This is a genomic window from Acinetobacter sp. ANC_7635 (assembly GCF_056779945.1).
Window position 1 is genome coordinate 24,880 of sequence record NZ_JBWYIS010000007.1, and the last position, 17,628, is coordinate 42,507.

Here is a 17,628-nt window from a genome sequence, read left to right on the forward strand (position 1 = left end):
CTGATTATCTGCGCGATCTCCGCGCCCAAGCTAGTTCAATTTGTTTCATTCGTGTCAGTGACTCTAACACTAGATTGCGCAAGTGTCGGCAAAAATCTTCCATAAATAAAGTAGCTTGTTGTGATTTTCGGATCAAAATTGCATCGATCACAAGCTTAATTAATTCAAGTGCTTCTTGAAGCTCTCTACGCGAAGTATTTAAGGTTAAAAAATAACTACGACGTATAGATGGCAACAGTTCGCGATAAAACTTCATTAAGTATGGGTTGGCTACCATATCTTGTTGCTTAGCTAAAAATTGAAATACACCATCGTAAAATTTTTCAGTATTACTTTGTTTAACTTGTTCAATTAAATATTGCATAAGTTGCTGAAGCGCCTCAGCTTCATGATTACGCCAAGTTTCACTCATACGCTGGACGATCTGCCCTAACATAAGTGCACTTGTATCAAATAAAGCTCGCACTTGTTGAGCAGACATTTCTGACACAATTGCGCCGCGTCTTGGATAAATTTCAATTAAATGCGTGCGTTCAAGTAATAACAAAGCTTCACGTACCGAACCTCGACTCACGTCTAATTCTTTAGCGATACGCAATTCTTGTATACGTTCACCTTCGACCAATTCGCCACTAATAATCTGTTCACTTATATGTCTGGCTATTTGCTCTGAAAGGCTGTCCACTTCTTCCAATTGCATAATATTCCTATTTATTTTTTTACTCACACTTCATCAAGCATGATGCTATTTTATTGTTTTTATACCAATAGCATCATACTGACTATGTCTTTGTCTGACAATTTATCAAATTTTTAAGTCAATACACATCATTATTTTCGAGAATGATTTGGCATATTTTTCTCAAAATACGCCTTGATAAATAAAATAAATCCCTACAGTTGTAAGCAAAGCTGCAAAACATTTTTTCAACATCGCTGCTGACAGTTTATGTGCAACTTTTGCTCCTACTTTTGCGGTGATAAAACTCATTACACTAATGCCAATGAATGCATAAACATGAACATATCCAATGGCATTTTCGATTTCAGCAGGTGCTTTTTGTCCGTAGAACATAAATCCAAATGCACCTGCTAAAGCAATCGGCAGTCCACATGCAGCAGATGTTGCAACAGCTTTTTGCATCACCACCCCATGATGATTTAAATAAGGTACGGTTAAACTTCCTCCACCGATCCCAAAAATTGCTGAAGCCACCCCAATTCCACTTCCCGCAGCCAATTGAGCAGGTACAGAAGGTAGTTGCTTAGATTGATCGACCACCACATTAGCACCACGGAACATACGGTATGCAACCCAAATTGCGAAACAACCGATAATCAATTGCAGCATTGGTCCAGAGATAATACTGGCCAATCCAGCACCAAAAAATGAACCCAGTACCAAACCTGGCGCTAAATTTTTAAATACTGACCATAGCACTGCACCTTTTTTATGATGTGCCATAACTGAGCTAATCGATGTGACCACAATCGTAGCCAATGATGTTCCAAGCGCCATGTGCATAATGACAGTTGGGTCATAACCCATTTGGGTAAATACAATAAATAAAATGGGTACGATGATTAATCCACCGCCCACGCCAAACGACCCTGCAGTAAAACCAGCGATTGCACCAATAGCTAAATATATGATTAACTCCATAAATCTTTTACTCTTCTCAGATTCAACATGGATTTAGAGACTCGCCACCTCAGTCAGCTTTTAACTGAAGCTCAACAACTTCCAGAAGTTTTACTGTTAAAACAGAGCACCACTTCAACCAATGATGAAGTACGCGCACTCATCAAAAAAGGTGTACAGGGTATTCTTGTATGCAGTGAGACTCAAACTCAGGGACGTGGACAACATCAACGACAATGGGTTTCCCCAGTCGGGAATATTTATTTAAGCACATTGCTAGAAACCAAAACACCCTTAGATGGTCGACTATCCCTTGAGATCGCACTTAATATTTTGCAAATTCCTTCATTTAAGTCATTGGATCATTTACAAATCAAATGGCCAAATGACCTTTATAGTGCGCAAGGCAAATGGGGTGGCATTTTGGTAGAGCCTGTAACCCCACATCAGGCGATTGTTGGTGTTGGTATTAATTTATTGCCTGTTTCTGATGCAGCAATCGAACAGCAAACCACATCAATCATGCAATTGGGTTTAGCTCATCCAAATCGAATTAAGATTATTTCAGAGCTTTATCTCGCAATCATGCAAGCTGGACAATGGTTTGAGCATGGAAGTTATAACCTCTCGGGACGTTTCAATCACTATGCTACTTTTATGAATCAGACTGTAGAGTTTGAGCAAGTGAATAAAACAGTACAAGGTATCTTTAAAGGTATTGGAGATGATGGTCGAATTAATATTTTGACTGAACAAGGTTTAATCGGTTTGTATCAAGGGCGTTTACGCTTAAAAAAATAAAGAAAAGATAGGTCAGCGAATACATGATGAAACGTCTTTGGTTAGATATAGGCAATACGCGTTTAAAATATTGGATCACGGAAGGTGAGCAAATCTTGGAGCATGTGGCGGAGCTTCATCTACAATCTCCTGCGGACTTAATGTTGGGTCTCATCCAACACTTTAAATCTCAAAACCTATCAGAAGTCGGTATCTCATCTGTTCAAGACAAGAAGAATAACGACCGTATACTCAAAATTTTAAAACTGCTGGATATCCCAATTGTCGTTGCTAAAGTTCATCAAGAATATGCAGGACTCCAATGTGGATATACAGAACCGAATCAATTGGGTATCGATCGTTGGCTACAAGTTCTAGCGGTCGTCACCGATCCTCAAGAGAAATATTGCGTGATCAGTTGTGGAACGGCCTTAACAATTGATTTAGCAGATGGATTTACACATTTAGGGGGATATATCGTACCTAATCTCTATCTACAACGAGACTCACTTATTCAAAATACCAAAGGGATCAAAATCCCTGATGCTGCATTTGATGAGTTAAGTCCTGGGCAAAATACAATGGATGCTGTTCATCATGGTATTTTATTGGGATTGGTCAGTATGATCGAAAAAGTTTTAACAACATCTCCAAGAAAATTAATCCTTACAGGTGGAGATGCAGCACTTTTTGCTCAATATTTACAATCTTATGACCCGAAAATTGAAACCGATTTATTATTAAAAGGCTTACAACGCTATCTTGCTGTTGCGCAACAAAAAACATAACTTGGTCATCAGGTCTGCTGAACTGAGTGTCTCTTAAAACAAAAAATTATTCACTCAGTATCAGTACACACACCCAAAATATAAAAAGTAGGCTGAACAACATGAATAACAAGACGTTAAATGCTTGGAATATTGCGAAGAAACTTCCCTTAGGTAAAGTGCTTTTCAATCAAATGATTCAACTCAAAGCACCTTATTTCAAATCGATTCGCACGAAAATTATTGAATTGAGACCAGATTTTTGTCAGGTCCAGATGTCTAAAGAAAAAAGGGTTTTAAATCACCTTAATACTGTACATGCGATTGCATTGTGTAATTTGGCAGAGCTTACTGGTGGCCTAATGACAGAAGTTACTCTTCCACCAAGTCATCGATGGATACCCGACGGTATGCAAGTCAAATATATTAAAAAAGCTACGACCAATTTAATAGCAGTTGCTTATCCTCTGACGCCAATTCAAGCGGGGCAATCCATACCAAATAGATTTATAGCGTGTGTCGAAGTCCATGATCAAAACCAAGCGCTTGTCTTTAGAGCAGAAATCAATATGTGGGTGACATCACGTTAAACACGTCAGTGAGAGCTTATAGCTTCTGAATTAATCTCGAATAATCTCAGCCCAGACCTCAGGCAATGCCGTACAACCTTCTGAATCAATAAAATGGCCTTGATGTTCAGCAGCAACGACATGTGCATCAATACTTTCAGCTTGCTGGAAACTAAATTTAGGCAGAACGCGCTCATCACCTTCAGAATAAATGACCACGCGATCATGAACTTGGTCACGAATGAGTTCAAAATCTATATCAGCAGCATCAATAAATGGATTGACTTGCTCAAGACGCCCTAAACGTCCATTGAAACCAGCAACTAGAATTAATTTTTTGATTTTTTGGTTTAAAAGCACTTGGCTTAAGTAATGTAAAGTTGCAATACACCCGAGACTGTGAGCAACAAAAATTGTTTGATCATCAATTTGAGCTATTTGCTCTTTCATTTGTTGTTCCCACGTTCCTAATTGTGGCGTCTCAGAAGGATCTAATCTCAATACTTTTAATGGAATACCATACTGATCAGCTTGTTGTTGTATCCATGGAAACCAATTTTCTTCAGGGCTTGCCGTATATCCATGCACAACATAAACCTGTGTCATTTTCTTGCACTCTTGACTGTATTCTCAATATCATGAATTGATTATTTTTTAAACTAAATAGTAAGTTTGCAAAATTATGTAGCATGAAAAAAGGCGCCAAAGCGCCTTTTTAAATTATGGGAGTTATTTTGGATCTTTGCCACCAAATAACGGACCAACGCCACCGCCGCCACCAAATTTCTTTTGCATACCGCTTAATGATTTCATCATTTTCGCCATACCCGATGGATTCGCAAATTTTTTCATCATTTTTGCCATTTGGGCATGTTGTTTGATCAGCTTATTGACTTCAGCAACATCCATACCACAACCTGCTGCGATACGTTTTTTACGGCTTGGATTCATCAAGTCAGGATTGCGACGCTCTTTGATGGTCATCGATTGAATAATCGCTTCCATTTTCTTCACTTGCTTTTCAGGATTTGCTTGAGCAATCGCATCCTGAATTCCTGAGTTACTCATGCCAGGCAACTTGTCTAAGAAGCCCATCATACCGCCCATTTTATTCATTTGTTCAAACTGCATCAGCATATCTTCAAAGTTGAAGCTGCCGCCTTTTTGCAGTTTTTTCGCCATTTTTTCAGCTTTTTCTTTGTCGACTTTACGTTCAAGCTCTTCGACCAAAGAAAGCACATCACCCATACCTAAGATACGTTGTGCTACACGCTCAGGATGGAATGGTTCAAGGGCATCGAGTTTCTCCCCCATCCCCAAGAATTTAATAGGCTTACCAGTAATTGCACGAACAGAAAGTGCCGCACCACCACGCGCATCACCATCAGTTTTTGTAAGAATCACACCGGTTAAAGGCAATGCATCATTGAATGCTTTTGCTGTATTTGCAGCATCCTGACCGGTCATTGCATCTACAACGAACAGTGTTTCTGTAGGATTAATCGCTGCATGCAATTCTTTAATTTCGCCCATCATATCGTCATCGATATGTAAACGACCTGCAGTATCGACAATCAATACATCCGCAAATTGAATTTTGGCTTGTTCAATTGCTCGGTTTGCAATCGTAATTGGCTTTTCATCAGCACTTGATTCAAAGAAAATCGCGCCGACTTCACCTGCTACAGTCTGGAGCTGCTTAATCGCTGCAGGACGATAGACGTCGGCAGAAACCATTGCGACTTTTTTCTTTTGTCGCTCTTGTAAAAAACGAGCTAATTTTGCAGCAGTCGTCGTTTTACCTGCACCTTGTAAACCAGCCAATAAAACAACAACGGGAGGCTTTGCAGCAAGATCAAGACTTTCATTTGCCTCACCCATCATTTTGGTGAGTTCATCATGAACAATTTTGACGAATGCTTGGCCTGGAGATAACTGTGACATCACCTCTTGACCTAATGCCTCTTCCTTAACTTTCGCGATAAATTCACGAGTTACAGGAAGTGCAACATCGGCTTCAAGAAGTGCCATACGCACTTCACGTAACGTATCTTTAATATTGTCTTCGGTCAGTTGCCCAGAGCCAGTAACATTTCTTAAACTCTGCGTGAGTCGTTCTGTTAAGGTATCAAACATTGCAAAATCCGCTTAAAATGGTTGTTGCAAAAAAATCTTTCTTAAAATAGAAAATTTATGCATAAGATGCTATAGGATACTGTAGTTCGTTTGGAATTTATATCTTATTAGATGAATATTCAGCATCCATAAAAAGGTTTGACATGATTAGCCTCCCTTTGGTTTACACAATTTTAGCATTGATCGCCTATACCACTGCCTTTTGGTATTTATTTACCCATTTAATGACTAAACGTGTCCCTAATCATTGGTTTATCAGTCTCGTAGCTGGATTAGGCTTGATCTTGCATGCTGTCGTCTTATTGATAGATATGAAAACGCCTTTCGGCATTAACTATAATGTTTTTAATCTCCTTTCATTTACTTCAGCACTCATGCTGTTATTGAGCCTGCTTTATAGCACTTATCGACCTGTACTTGCCCTAAATCTGATTGGAATACCAGTAGCTGCATTGGGTTTAATTTTAGGCTATTCCTTGAGCCAGCCTATACTTACACTTAAACAGAATACGCTTGGACTTGATGTCCATATTATTTTGTCACTCTCAGCTTATGCAGTGCTATTAATGGCAACAATTCACGCAGTTTTGTTGTGGTTACAAGATCGTGAGTTAAAAAATAAACAGAAACATCGTGTTTGGGTAAATCTATTACCCTCCTATCAAGCAATGGAATCTCTGTTATTCGATATGCTTGTTACAGGTTTCATTTTATTAAGTACTGCACTTATCTTCGGCTTTTTTACGATTGATGATTTTTTTGCACAACATTTGGCACATAAAACAGCGTTTAGTATTGTCTCTTGGTTTGTTTACGGCGCACTTTTATTTGGACATTATCGTTTTGGTTGGCGCGGTCAAAAAGCGAGACGCTTTACCATTATTGGTTTTATTTTACTTGCAATAGGCTTTATTGGATCAAAATTTGTATTAGAAATGATTTTAGGAAAATAACCATTGTGTGATTTAAATCACAATAAATAATAATAATTGAATAGATATCACATCATTATTAAATTTTATATACTTTAAATACATTTAAAATATAGGTAAATAAATTTTAAGTATAAATAATTTTTTATATTAAAAATAACAATTAAAATCAATTACTTATAATAAAAACCGCATTAAACCTTTATGATGATTTAATAAATAATAGTTAATATTATTTGAATTATTTAATTAATTAATATTAATAATCTGTTCATCGCTTAATACCCCCCATTAGTCTCCTATAAGTTGTTATTATTTAGGTTAGTAACTAATGTTACAGTTAGTAAATGGATATTTTTGATGATTATTTTGGGGTATGTATGAAATTGCAAAAAGGTTTTACCTTAATCGAATTAATGATCGTCATCATTATTGTTGCAATCTTGGCCGCAATTGCAGTACCTAGTTATCAAAACTACGTCACCAAAGCAAAAATCAAAGAAGCTCAATCGAATTTAATCGCACTTTCATTAGGTGCTGAAAATGCATATCAAAGAACACTAAACTACCCTAAAGAAACCTTATCAAATACCAACGCAGTAAAAACTAAATTTACAACTTGGAATCCAAGTTCTGATTCATTTAATTTTACGTACACTTCATCAGATGGTGTGAATTATGCGGTTCAGGCAATAGGAACTGAAGCAAGAGTTTTAGGTTGTACATTAACACTCAAAAATGATGGAACTCGTACCGTGGCCGGTTGTGGTTCATATACTGACTGGGTGAAATAATATGCAAAATACTGGTTATAGAAAACAACTTGGTTTCACGCTGATCGAACTAATGATTACGATCGTTGTACTGGCTATTTTGTTATTTGTAGGTACTTCTTTAACCAGAGCTTGGGTAGATCAAAGTCATGTTGATGGAGCGCTAGCAGGTATTAAAAATGCGACTTATCAAGCCCGTTCTGCAGCAATTCGAAACACGAATAATCAAGAGTCTTCACTTGCAGCAGCATCTGTTTGTATAGATAAAACCCATCAAGAAATTAGAGTCATTCGTGTTGCTAAGGACAATACTGATGCGTGTTCAACAAGTGACGGCAACTCGTCTGACCAAAACTATATCCTTCAAAAAATCCCCTATGCATCGAATGTATTTTTCAAAGTAAACAATACAGAGTTTTATTGTCTATCTTTTAACTCGAATGGGATGTTGGTTGCTGCAAGTTCAGCATCAGCAACGTGCAATTCAAATTTAAATTTAACCGTTACAGTTGAGAAGAATAATGAATCAGCAAACATTCAAATCAACTAATCAACGTGGTTTCACATTGTTGGAGTCTCTTGTTGGTTTACTTATATTCTCGATTATTGTTTTTGGTAGCGGTTTAGCAATCAGCAAAATGTTGAACACGCAACGATATATGAACATTGACAATATAGTGATAAACGAACTGCAAAATCGCTTACAAACCATCACTATATCAACTGACTCAACTGATGTTTGTGCTTCATTCAATAACCAATCTACCGAAAGTAAATCGTTCACATTAAATGGTAATACCTACTACATTTATTGCAATTTGAATTCTGAAAATATTAGTGAAACGAGCGGTGTCGCAGGTACAAAAATTACATGGCCTGTGTTAGCTGCGAGTACAAATCAATCTAATGCCAAAACCTGCGCTGAAGACAGTATGGAAGGCTTAGATTGTTATCGAGTCGGGAGATAAATCATGAGTCAAAAAGGATTTACGCTCGTTGAGTTGATGGTTGGATTAGTCATTGCAATGTTATGCATGCTAATGATGCTCATGCTTTTTAAACAGACGACTCAAATTGGTATTAGTTCTTCTCGTGATTCGGAATACGATGCTCAAATACGAACAGCATTATCAGTTGCACAGAAGCTCGTTCAAAATGCAGGCTATGGTTCAGGAAAAACATCAGATATTGCTGTAGGAGTGGACACTCAAAATTTACCTGCTGTTTTCTGGCGAATGAATCCAGATCCTGTAACAAGCTTAATGTCTGCAAATACAACGATTAATTACAACTGTGAAGCATTAACTCAAGAAAAAGAAGGTGATACATATCGCTTAATCTTTCTTAAAAAGAATAACTGTGGGTCTGAAGCAGTATTAAATATAGAAACTTTTAGCCAACCTGATGAAAAACAGCATATTGTTTCCTTTAAGACCTTAGAAACAGGCACCGTTTTTAACTTTGTATTAACACCGGGAAATTGTACACCTTTTGGAATTGATAAAAACAACTCCAAAGGTACGCGCCAACTGACGATTACTGCTAATCGTCAATACGCAGATGAAATGCAAAATTCAAACATTGGTCAAACAGTGAGTAATACCGTTTGTCTTAATAACATTGTTAACCTTTAAGAGCGAGATTAAAGATGAATAGTTTAAGAAAGCAGCAAGGCATGGCCACTATTCTTTTGGTCTTGCTCATCGGGCTTACAGTGATGATCATAACATCGACTGTTGCAAAATCACTGATCTCCAACAAAGAAGCAAATGTTGCTGCGCATGCACAAACCAACGTACAACTCATGGGATGGTCAGGTGTTAGCGCCTTTCGTGAATATTTATTAAAAAAATATAAGGATACCGATATTAATGACTTTCGCCAAAGCTTATTAAATACAGGTGAAATTCAGCTTTTAAATGATGATACCAACCAACGTTATGTCACGGTTGAAGTAAAAGATGTAAAAGGTTGCAATGGTTTAACCAATAACCCAGATGGTTCTACTGGAACCAAATGTATTGTCATCGCAAATATTCTGTCGAAAAGTGGGTCAGCTCAATCAGCTACTACGATACAAGCAATCTATGATCTTGCAGCAGACCTGATTAAGTACAAGAGTGTTATTAATTTCACTGGTCAAACATTTATGTCTGGCACTACTATTTCCGGCGAAGATCCAACTAAACCAGATGAATATGTCGAACTGAATGTCGATGGTGGTAGCCTGTCCTTACAAGCTGGTTTCAAAATCCAAAATATCAAAAACTTAACTATTAACGTTAAGAAAGACAAAGATGGTAAAGGTGGAAATGTCTATATTGATTGTTTAATTGATGCCTGTGGTACAAGAAATGGGGCTGTGATTAACATCAATGCTGAGGGCTATGTTCATATTATTAACGGCGGAAATTTTGGCAATATTTCATCTGGTGAGTGGGTTAAACTGTTAACCAATGTCAAAGCAGAAAATATTAAAGCAATTGGTGATGTCACACTTTCTCTTGGTTCTAAGGCTCAAAATATTTCCACTGACGGAAATATTAGTCTTACAGAAGGAGGCTATGCTGCAAACTTACATACCAATAAAGATGTAACACTACGCACGAATGTCGAAGTGTCTTCTATCACCACACACCAAGGGAATGTCAATATTTCCGTTTCTAGTAAAGTCAACGGAAATGTCATGGCAGGTGGCAACGTAACAATGATCGGAACTAGTGTTGTTACGGGTGATATTACCTCAGGCGGGAAAGTTAATATTTCTAGTAGTGACGTTAAAGGCAGTGTAAGAGCTAAAGAGTTTATAGATCTTGATACCCTCTCTAAAATTGAACAATCGGCCTATGCTCACAATCAGTCGCAACAAGGGGTTGGCGCGTACAAGGCGGGAGTCCGCTTAAGTACAAGTTGGATTGGTGGAAATGTGTATTCTAACGGTCCATTACGCTTACTAGATGGTCTTATTACTGAAGATGTAAAAGGTGATGTCTATCTTGCCAACTTTAGTGCTTCAAACCAGAATGGTGTAGTTGAAGGATTTAAGAATGCAATTAGTGGGAAAATTTATGAAAAACTCACAAGCATCCCTCAGCTCAGTACTTTTCCAGATATTCCTAAATACGATGTTTCTGAAACCATAGCCAGTATTCAAGAAGCAATTCAAAATATGACGTTTGAAACCAGAGTCGATGTTCGTCAATATCGAAATGATGCAAACTATATTTTCGTACGTGAATATGGCGCTGCTCGCGTATATTTAAATCATCTTCGCAATGAGAGCTCTAAAATCACTTACATGTATGAGTATGATGCTACTAATAATATTCACAAACAGTTTGCTGTAGATGCTTCAGGAAATAAAACTCAAATCATGAAAATTGACCCTGAGAACTCAAACTCAGGCTCACGAGGTTTCTATTTAGGGAAATACACCTTGAATAGCAAAGATTATGTGGGTGCTATTTGTGAAACTATTCATGAAGAACAGATCATGACCAATAGTTTAGGTCTACGTACTGACCATAAAAGCGGTTATTGTACAAGTCAAATTATTGGATATCTTCCACGTGTCAGTTTAGATTTTAATGGTCTTGATGGTAAAGACCGAACTATATTTGGTTGGCCTAAAGATTACGATTATACATTACCAGACACTTGGTATATTCGTTCAATGGATACATCTACATTCGATAACGCAAGTTTTGCTCCAGGTATTCTGTATTTCGAAGGTAAATTAATTATTTCTGGTAAAGCGAATCTTGCGGCGGATAGTACTGATTCTGTATTCACCAATACATTCCTTGCTGAAGGTGATATTGATGCGATTGCGATGTCTCCTCGCATTTATTCGCCTCGTAATATTACGCGAAATCCAAATGCAACAGATGCCTTAATTTGTTCACGTAACTTAGGCACTACGTCTAATACTAAGTTTAGTGTTAGTCCACCTGCAACAACACCTGCAACTTTATCGAACAAATTCTTGACGCCAGTGAATTTGTGCCAAGATGCGAATACGATGTATAAAAACACCAATAGATTACCTAACGGTACACTTGATACAGTGACTATTGATAATAAAGAAATAACAAAGTTAGAACTTGGTTTAGTTGCCTTGATGTCTAATCAAGTTGTGCGTATTGGTGCATGTGCACAAATTTATGGTGACGTATTAGCAAGAAGTAATGTTGAAGGTAGTGCAGCATGTGGTATCGGTGAAAAAAATGGAATCTTTGGTAATATCAGCTCTCAAGGTGTCCCACCGTATACTAGTGTTCAACAACACAATACAATGGGTGCTGGTACAAATATTTATATTCCCAAAAATGAATATAAAAATTTAAATAAAGTTGACGATGTGAATGCAAATGATTTCATCGCCATTAAAAATGCAGACCTACAATGGGCTAAATATCAATAATTGGAAGCGAATAGCCCAAACATAAGTTTGGGCTTTTTTTTGTGTGAAATTTCTGACTAGACAAGCTATACAAAACACCGTATAACACCGTTTTTCCCATATTCAGGTGACCATGTGAAACTCGTTTTAGCACCCATGGAAGGTTTAACTGATCCCATCATGCGTGATGTTCTCACACATGTCGGCAGCTTCGACTGGTGTGTAACTGAGTTTATCCGTGTCACTGATTCTGTCCTTCCAGATCACATCTATCATTCTTACTGTCCCGAATTATTGAGCGATGGCAAAACAGCAGCAGGAACACCCGTTCATGTTCAATTTTTAGGGAATAATCCAACCATGTTGGCTGCAAATGCCGTTCGAGCGGTGGAGTTAGGTGCACCTGCAATTGATATGAATTTCGGCTGTCCAGCTAAAACAGTTAACCGACATCGAGGTGGTTCTGTATTATTGGATGAACCTGAAACAGTGTATCAACTGGTTAAAGCTGTACGTGATGCAGTGCCTGCTGAAATACCAGTTTCAGCAAAAATGCGTTTAGGTTATATGGATCGTAATTTCACCCTGGAAAATGCACATGCTATAGAAGATGCTGGTGCCGCTTGGGTGACCGTTCATGCACGAACAAAAGCAGATGGCTATACCCCACCCGCCTTTTGGGATCAACTTCAACCCATTCGTCATGCGCTTAGCATTAATGTGATAGCCAATGGTGAAATCTGGAATAACCAAGATGCGCGCCAGTGTTTACTAGAGTCAGGTTGTGAAGATCTAATGATTGGTCGTGCAGCAGTGACAACACCCGATGTCACACAATGCATCCGACAAAATAAAAACGAAGCGATATTACAATGGAGCGATTTAATTACACTCCAAATTCGCTTCTTAAATGGTTCTTATAAAAAAGAAATGAATATGGTCGGACGTTACAAGCAATGGCTAGGTATGATGTCTAAACATTATCCTGAAGCAAAACTGTTATGGGATGAAGTGAAACGTCTGAAACAAGTAGATGAAATCATGGCTAAGCTCAATCATTTTCAAAACATTATGCCAACTGTCTAATTTCTAAATTCTAGAATGAATAACTCCGAACTTCACCTTGAAAATTCAGACAGTCTTGAACGCGAGTGCGTTGAACCTCAGACAGTTGCTCTGGACTAAACCATGCATATTCCGTATGTTCCTCAGAGAGTTGAATTTGGGCATTATTTTCAATCACGCATCTAAAGATAAAGGTATGTGAGTTTACCTGTGCGTGATAGTAAACCGCAGACAAATACTGGATGCTTACATCACAACCTATTTCTTCTTTACACTCTCTGAGCAAAGCTTGATGTATGGTTTCACCTTGATCTAAACCACCACCTGGCAACCCCCAACTGTAATTGGCATAGTTTGCTTTCAGTAATAAGACTTGTCCCTCTGGGTTGGTGATCACCGCATGAGAACTCAAACGATAAAAATCATAAAATCCCATGACACGTCTCCAGAATTTAACTCATTCATGAAAGATAACATTGTTTAAGCCCATCTAAATGCTCAAGATTCGCTAAACCACTAGCCTTAATTTAGATTTATCCTTCAAGATGATAGCCTTTCCCGTTGCTAAGTCTACAGGCATAGAAATATGTTGGTGTACCATCACCCACTGTTCATTGGTTTTTTGTAGACATAGCGTTGTACGACACCAAGGCATTTGCAGCTGACCTTTTAAGGCTTTATGTTCCACTTTAGAGTGACAGTGTAATACAACCAAATGATCACTCGCATGCACTTTTACATCACGGCGAGTGATTTGCATTCCATCGAAGAAATAGGGGCTAAATTTTTGCCATTCTTTTCGATAAGCTTCAGCTCCCTCAAGTTGGGTGCTGACATCAAACATACTTACATTTTGCGCACATTTTTCGATTAACGCATCAACATTATTACCCACTAATGCTGAATCCCATTCTTTTAATTGCGCTAATACTTCATGAGCAGCAACAACATTACCCTCAATCTGAATAGACATGATGTGACCTTATTGTTATTAGTGTGATGAAGTTAACACTTTTAAAGAAAAAGTGTAATGTTATTTTGTGCCAAGCAAAGAAATTTTTATTCTAATTTGTATCTAAAATTCAATTTAAATTGATAAAAAACAACCATTATTTATTAAAACTTATCATTATGATCAAATTAAAACCAACGACGAGTTATTATCACATAAAAAAATTGGCCCCAGTTTCACTGAAGCCATTATAAAAGCTTATGCTTTCTTGACATATTCGGACTTAAGTTTCATTGCGCCAAAACCATCTACTTTACAATCAATATCATGACCATCCGTTGCATCTGGCAACAAACGAATACTTTTTGCTTTAGTACCGACTTTGATTACGGATGATGAACCTTTAATTTTTAAATCTTTGATAACCGTTACGGTATCGCCATCTGCAAGAAGATTGCCATTTGCATCTTTGATCTGAACCACTTCTTCGAGTGTCTCTCCTTCTTTCCATTCATGTGAACATTCTGGGCAGATCAAGAGGTCCCCATCTTCATAAGTATATTCAGAGGAACATTTTGGGCAATTTGGCAAAGACATAAAAAATCCAAAAAAATTAAAAAAATTTTGCTCAATATACCACTTTCATCTAGCGAATAGAAAAAAAACCTTACATTTTATAAGGTTTAAATAAAAAACCTAAGTTCAATCACTTAGGTTCTTTTATTGGCTCTAGCCTTGTTTAGCTTTGAAACTCATCTTCTATATCTTCATCATCATATACATATGCCATACATCCCCATCCATCGTACTCACCGTCATAGTCATTGGCTATTTTGGTAAACCACTCTTCTAAATCCACAATATCTGAGTATTCTGGCTCCATATACACATAAATCGTGATAATCCATTCTGCGGATTCAGACTCTTCATCAATAAATAAACTGATCTTTTGTTCTTCCTGAAGCAAGAACAAGGCACATTTTTCAGCTTTGTCTTTAGAGCTAAAAGCAATTGAGTACTCAATCTCATGCGGCTCGCTTAAATCATCTCCATCCTGGAACATTTGCCACAGTACATCGCCATTATCATCATTAGGAAATTGTTCTAAATCACGGCTCATACATTCATCCTTATTGTGGTTATTGCGTATACAATATCCTAGAGTAGCCTATATTTATTTCATTTTGGAGAAGAATTCATTAGAAATTGTTCTTAAACTTATATGATCGTAATTGTTAAATTTTAGTTAGGCACTCACATTACATATTCTGCTTGAAGCGTTTCATTCAAAATGGAACTTCACTCACAATTTTAATTTCAATACCACTCAACGGTTGTTGAAACTCTAAATAACTTGCATGCAAAGCCATACGCCCTAAATTACTGAGTTTAGAGTTTGGATGATAGAGTTTATCACCTGTGATCGGATGACCTATAGCTTGCATATGTACGCGTAATTGATGAGAACGCCCCGTAATTGGCGTCAACAACACACGACTAACATCTAAATGCGCATCATAAGCGACCAATTCAAACAGTGTTAAGGCTTGTTTTCCCAGTTCAAAATGAACGATTTGTCTCGGTCTGTTTTCCCAATCCGTAATTAAAGGCAAGTCTACTTGTCCCTGTTGTGCAATTTTACCTTGCACCAATGCCACATAATTTTTTCTCATGGTGCGCGCTTGGAACATTTTGCTCACAGCCACTTCAGCATCACGATGTTTTGCAAACATCAAAATTCCAGAGGTTGCCATATCTAAACGATGGGTAATTTTTGCATTTGGATATTGAGCTATCACTCTTAAATACGCACTGTCATGATGCTCAGGCAAGCGTCCTGGCACAGACAATAGTCCTGCTGGTTTATCAATGACCACCAAATCATCATCTTCATAGACGATGTTAAGTGGACCTTGAGGTGGCATATATACAAAATTATCGTCTAAAGGCATGTGAACAAAGCATTTCTTTGGGATGCGGAAAAATAGCAACTGATCAACACAGTGTCAATTTATAAGATGAGCGATTTGAGAATTGAGAATTGAGAATTGAGAATTGAGAATTATAATTTTTTTTAAGAGAATTTTGAGGGTGTCAGGGAAAACATGTTGTTTACTTCAACTATTATAACTTTGTAAGTTATAACCCTATTGCCTATAAACTTCTGATTTATAGCGTCCTAAGCCGAATCAAGACCTTTTGGGTAAGTACTACACGCACGTTGTACACTACTGGTAGCAATCTACTCTTTTCGATCCCGTCACACCCTTGAGAGATATAATAGCGAGACTGCGTCGGGATTAATTTCCTAAGATTAACGAATTTCAGCATCAAATAAAAAAATATTTCATGTCAACTTATAAATATAATATTTTTTCCCAAATAGGCTCATTGATACACTTTTTTTAGCGTTTTTGAGCTAAATATTGCAATTAAAATTCAAGCTGACCTTCCATTTTAGAGAGTTGCTTGAATCCAAGATGCAATGCTCCACCACAACATCATGGCAAACATGCCACACATAAGATTAGCGAGTACTTTCTGTAGTTGAGATAATTCAGATTTGTAAATTTTGAGGTTAATCACATACGCAACGATGCCCAGTACCGCTCCTACTGCGCCACCAATGAGTAACAGTAAAATTGGCCAGCCTGCCATCAAATGAACTTTAACATCTAAAGACGTTTTTTTATTTTCAGCTATGCTGCTCATTTCCATGTGATTCTTCCTCTTGCAATCATTTTTACTTCAAATGTTCATGCAAAGTTCGCACCAACCTTATTAAAAAAACTATTCAAAATTGAGCTCATCAAAGTCCTTGATTTTGGATAGATAGATTGGTGAATAATTCACTTTGGACCAGGTATGCTTAAATTTTTCCTGAAGACCCCGATCCGCCAAATTGATATTTTGTGAATGCTTTTTTTGATGACTGAGAAAATTAATACTTACTCTATAATCAGTATATGGGCCATGATTACTAGAAAGATCATAACCAATCAAACGCATATCCTGCTGCTCTAAACGAAACTTATAACTCCAATAGCCATAACGACCGTGTCCATAATGGATCCCCAGAATATTCTTGCGGATATCAACACTGAGTTCTGGCGGAAAATAAACACCTCCCTCTTCATTTTCCGATGAAAATGCAGTCAGATTCTGCATCAGTTTTTGATATGTGAATTGATTCTGTAATAGCACCAGAATGCCACGTCGGTTACGATCTAGCTTGCCCTGATCAGGATGGTTCACCCACCCTTTGGGATCAATTTTTTTTACAATCAGTACGGCATCCTTTTGACCATCCTGATTCAAATCACCTTCTACAGCATCGAACAGAAAGTATTTATCTGGAATAAAAGCCTTAAATTTTTTTGCCTGCTGTTGAAGTTTGATTTCTTCTGGGCTTAGTGTTTTCTGCTGTGGAGTGTTCGCCCATAACGGTACTGAAGCAATCGAACATGCCATAAGTATCGCGACTGATATACCATGACGCTTTAATATTTTTAGCACAGGCATCAGCTGAGCTCCTTTATGATTTTTATAATGTTTTTAGCCAGTATAATTTTTAGATGAATTGGAATGGTAATCGTGATTCAACATATTT

Annotated in this window: 21 protein-coding genes; 10 read left to right on the top strand and 11 right to left on the bottom strand. The window is 37.5% G+C overall.

The features are described 5' to 3' along the window. Positions 1-4 precede the first annotated feature (4 nt). Complete coding sequence (locus AC1M89_RS09100) at positions 5-700, bottom strand: GntR family transcriptional regulator (protein WP_481587219.1); 696 nt, start codon at positions 698-700, stop codon at positions 5-7. Positions 701-862: 162 nt separating this feature from the next. Further along, positions 863-1,663, bottom strand: a complete 801-nt coding sequence (locus tag AC1M89_RS09105) for a sulfite exporter TauE/SafE family protein (RefSeq protein ID WP_481614111.1) — start codon at positions 1,661-1,663, stop codon at positions 863-865. A gap of 27 nt (positions 1,664-1,690) precedes the next feature. Between AC1M89_RS09105 and AC1M89_RS09110 the strand changes: the two genes are divergently transcribed. From AC1M89_RS09110 to AC1M89_RS09120, 3 genes are all read left to right on the top strand, one after another. Further along, positions 1,691-2,443, top strand: coding sequence for a biotin--[acetyl-CoA-carboxylase] ligase (locus AC1M89_RS09110; protein ID WP_481609093.1), 753 nt, complete (start codon positions 1,691-1,693; stop codon positions 2,441-2,443). A 26-nt stretch (positions 2,444-2,469) separates the two neighbouring features. Then, entirely contained in the window at positions 2,470-3,210 is a 741-nt protein-coding gene (locus AC1M89_RS09115) for a type III pantothenate kinase (protein ID WP_481609098.1), read from the top strand. 101 nt (positions 3,211-3,311) lie between these two features. Then, positions 3,312-3,779 (top strand): hotdog fold domain-containing protein, encoded by a 468-nt coding sequence (locus AC1M89_RS09120; protein WP_481614112.1) that lies wholly within the window; start codon positions 3,312-3,314, stop codon positions 3,777-3,779. 30 nt (positions 3,780-3,809) lie between these two features. Here the strand turns inward: AC1M89_RS09120 and AC1M89_RS09125 are convergent, their stop codons facing one another. Both AC1M89_RS09125 and ffh read right to left on the bottom strand, forming a co-directional pair. After that, complete coding sequence (locus tag AC1M89_RS09125; RefSeq protein ID WP_179999002.1) at positions 3,810-4,364, bottom strand: RBBP9/YdeN family alpha/beta hydrolase; 555 nt, start codon at positions 4,362-4,364, stop codon at positions 3,810-3,812. Between the two features lie 123 nt (positions 4,365-4,487). Then, positions 4,488-5,894: a signal recognition particle protein gene (gene ffh, locus AC1M89_RS09130; RefSeq protein WP_035269264.1), complete on the bottom strand. Its 1,407-nt coding sequence runs from the start codon at positions 5,892-5,894 to the stop codon at positions 4,488-4,490. A gap of 143 nt (positions 5,895-6,037) precedes the next feature. On the opposite strand from ffh, the gene AC1M89_RS09135 reads away from it, so the two are divergent. The 7 genes from AC1M89_RS09135 to AC1M89_RS09165 all read left to right on the top strand — a co-directional run bounded on the left by AC1M89_RS09135 (position 6,038) and on the right by AC1M89_RS09165 (position 13,087). After that, positions 6,038-6,847, top strand: a complete 810-nt coding sequence (locus AC1M89_RS09135; protein ID WP_179999001.1) for a cytochrome C assembly family protein — start codon at positions 6,038-6,040, stop codon at positions 6,845-6,847. 359 nt (positions 6,848-7,206) lie between these two features. After that, complete coding sequence (locus tag AC1M89_RS09140; protein WP_143047410.1) at positions 7,207-7,620, top strand: type IV pilin protein; 414 nt, start codon at positions 7,207-7,209, stop codon at positions 7,618-7,620. Between the two features lies 1 nt (position 7,621). Further along, positions 7,622-8,149, top strand: a complete 528-nt coding sequence (locus tag AC1M89_RS09145) for a pilus assembly FimT family protein (RefSeq protein ID WP_481610129.1) — start codon at positions 7,622-7,624, stop codon at positions 8,147-8,149. After that, positions 8,121-8,567 carry a PulJ/GspJ family protein gene (locus AC1M89_RS09150; RefSeq protein WP_092767481.1) on the top strand — a complete coding sequence of 149 codons (447 nt, stop codon included), beginning with the start codon at positions 8,121-8,123 and terminating at the stop codon, positions 8,565-8,567. The genes AC1M89_RS09145 and AC1M89_RS09150 overlap by 29 nt, the downstream gene beginning before the upstream one ends. A gap of 3 nt (positions 8,568-8,570) precedes the next feature. After that, the gene (locus tag AC1M89_RS09155) at positions 8,571-9,233 is read left to right on the top strand and encodes a PilW family protein (protein ID WP_092767483.1); all 663 of its coding nucleotides are present in this window, start codon (positions 8,571-8,573) and stop codon (positions 9,231-9,233) included. Between the two features lie 41 nt (positions 9,234-9,274). Next, on the top strand, positions 9,275-12,022 hold the full coding sequence (locus AC1M89_RS09160) for a bactofilin family protein (RefSeq protein ID WP_481613323.1): 2,748 nt from the start codon (positions 9,275-9,277) through the stop codon (positions 12,020-12,022). 114 nt (positions 12,023-12,136) lie between these two features. Continuing rightward, positions 12,137-13,087, top strand: a complete 951-nt coding sequence (locus AC1M89_RS09165) for a tRNA dihydrouridine synthase (RefSeq protein WP_481591737.1) — start codon at positions 12,137-12,139, stop codon at positions 13,085-13,087. 10 nt (positions 13,088-13,097) lie between these two features. Here AC1M89_RS09165 and AC1M89_RS09170 read toward each other — a convergent pair whose 3' ends face one another. From AC1M89_RS09170 to AC1M89_RS09200, 7 genes are all read right to left on the bottom strand, one after another. Next, the gene (locus AC1M89_RS09170) at positions 13,098-13,502 is read right to left on the bottom strand and encodes an NUDIX hydrolase (RefSeq protein ID WP_481591736.1); all 405 of its coding nucleotides are present in this window, start codon (positions 13,500-13,502) and stop codon (positions 13,098-13,100) included. Between the two features lie 72 nt (positions 13,503-13,574). Beyond that, positions 13,575-14,039 (bottom strand): YybH family protein, encoded by a 465-nt coding sequence (locus tag AC1M89_RS09175; RefSeq protein ID WP_179998993.1) that lies wholly within the window; start codon positions 14,037-14,039, stop codon positions 13,575-13,577. A gap of 237 nt (positions 14,040-14,276) precedes the next feature. After that, a complete protein-coding gene (locus tag AC1M89_RS09180; RefSeq protein ID WP_035269853.1) occupies positions 14,277-14,615 on the bottom strand; it encodes a zinc ribbon domain-containing protein YjdM in 339 nt (112 codons plus the stop codon). A gap of 142 nt (positions 14,616-14,757) precedes the next feature. Beyond that, a complete protein-coding gene (locus AC1M89_RS09185) occupies positions 14,758-15,138 on the bottom strand; it encodes a ribonuclease E inhibitor RraB (RefSeq protein ID WP_035269856.1) in 381 nt (126 codons plus the stop codon). 166 nt (positions 15,139-15,304) lie between these two features. Beyond that, positions 15,305-15,970: an RluA family pseudouridine synthase gene (locus AC1M89_RS09190; protein ID WP_481614113.1), complete on the bottom strand. Its 666-nt coding sequence runs from the start codon at positions 15,968-15,970 to the stop codon at positions 15,305-15,307. 505 nt (positions 15,971-16,475) lie between these two features. Continuing rightward, a complete protein-coding gene (locus AC1M89_RS09195; protein WP_481591759.1) occupies positions 16,476-16,730 on the bottom strand; it encodes a hypothetical protein in 255 nt (84 codons plus the stop codon). A gap of 78 nt (positions 16,731-16,808) precedes the next feature. After that, entirely contained in the window at positions 16,809-17,540 is a 732-nt protein-coding gene (locus tag AC1M89_RS09200; RefSeq protein ID WP_481591734.1) for a hypothetical protein, read from the bottom strand. Between the last annotated feature and the right edge of the window lie 88 nt (positions 17,541-17,628).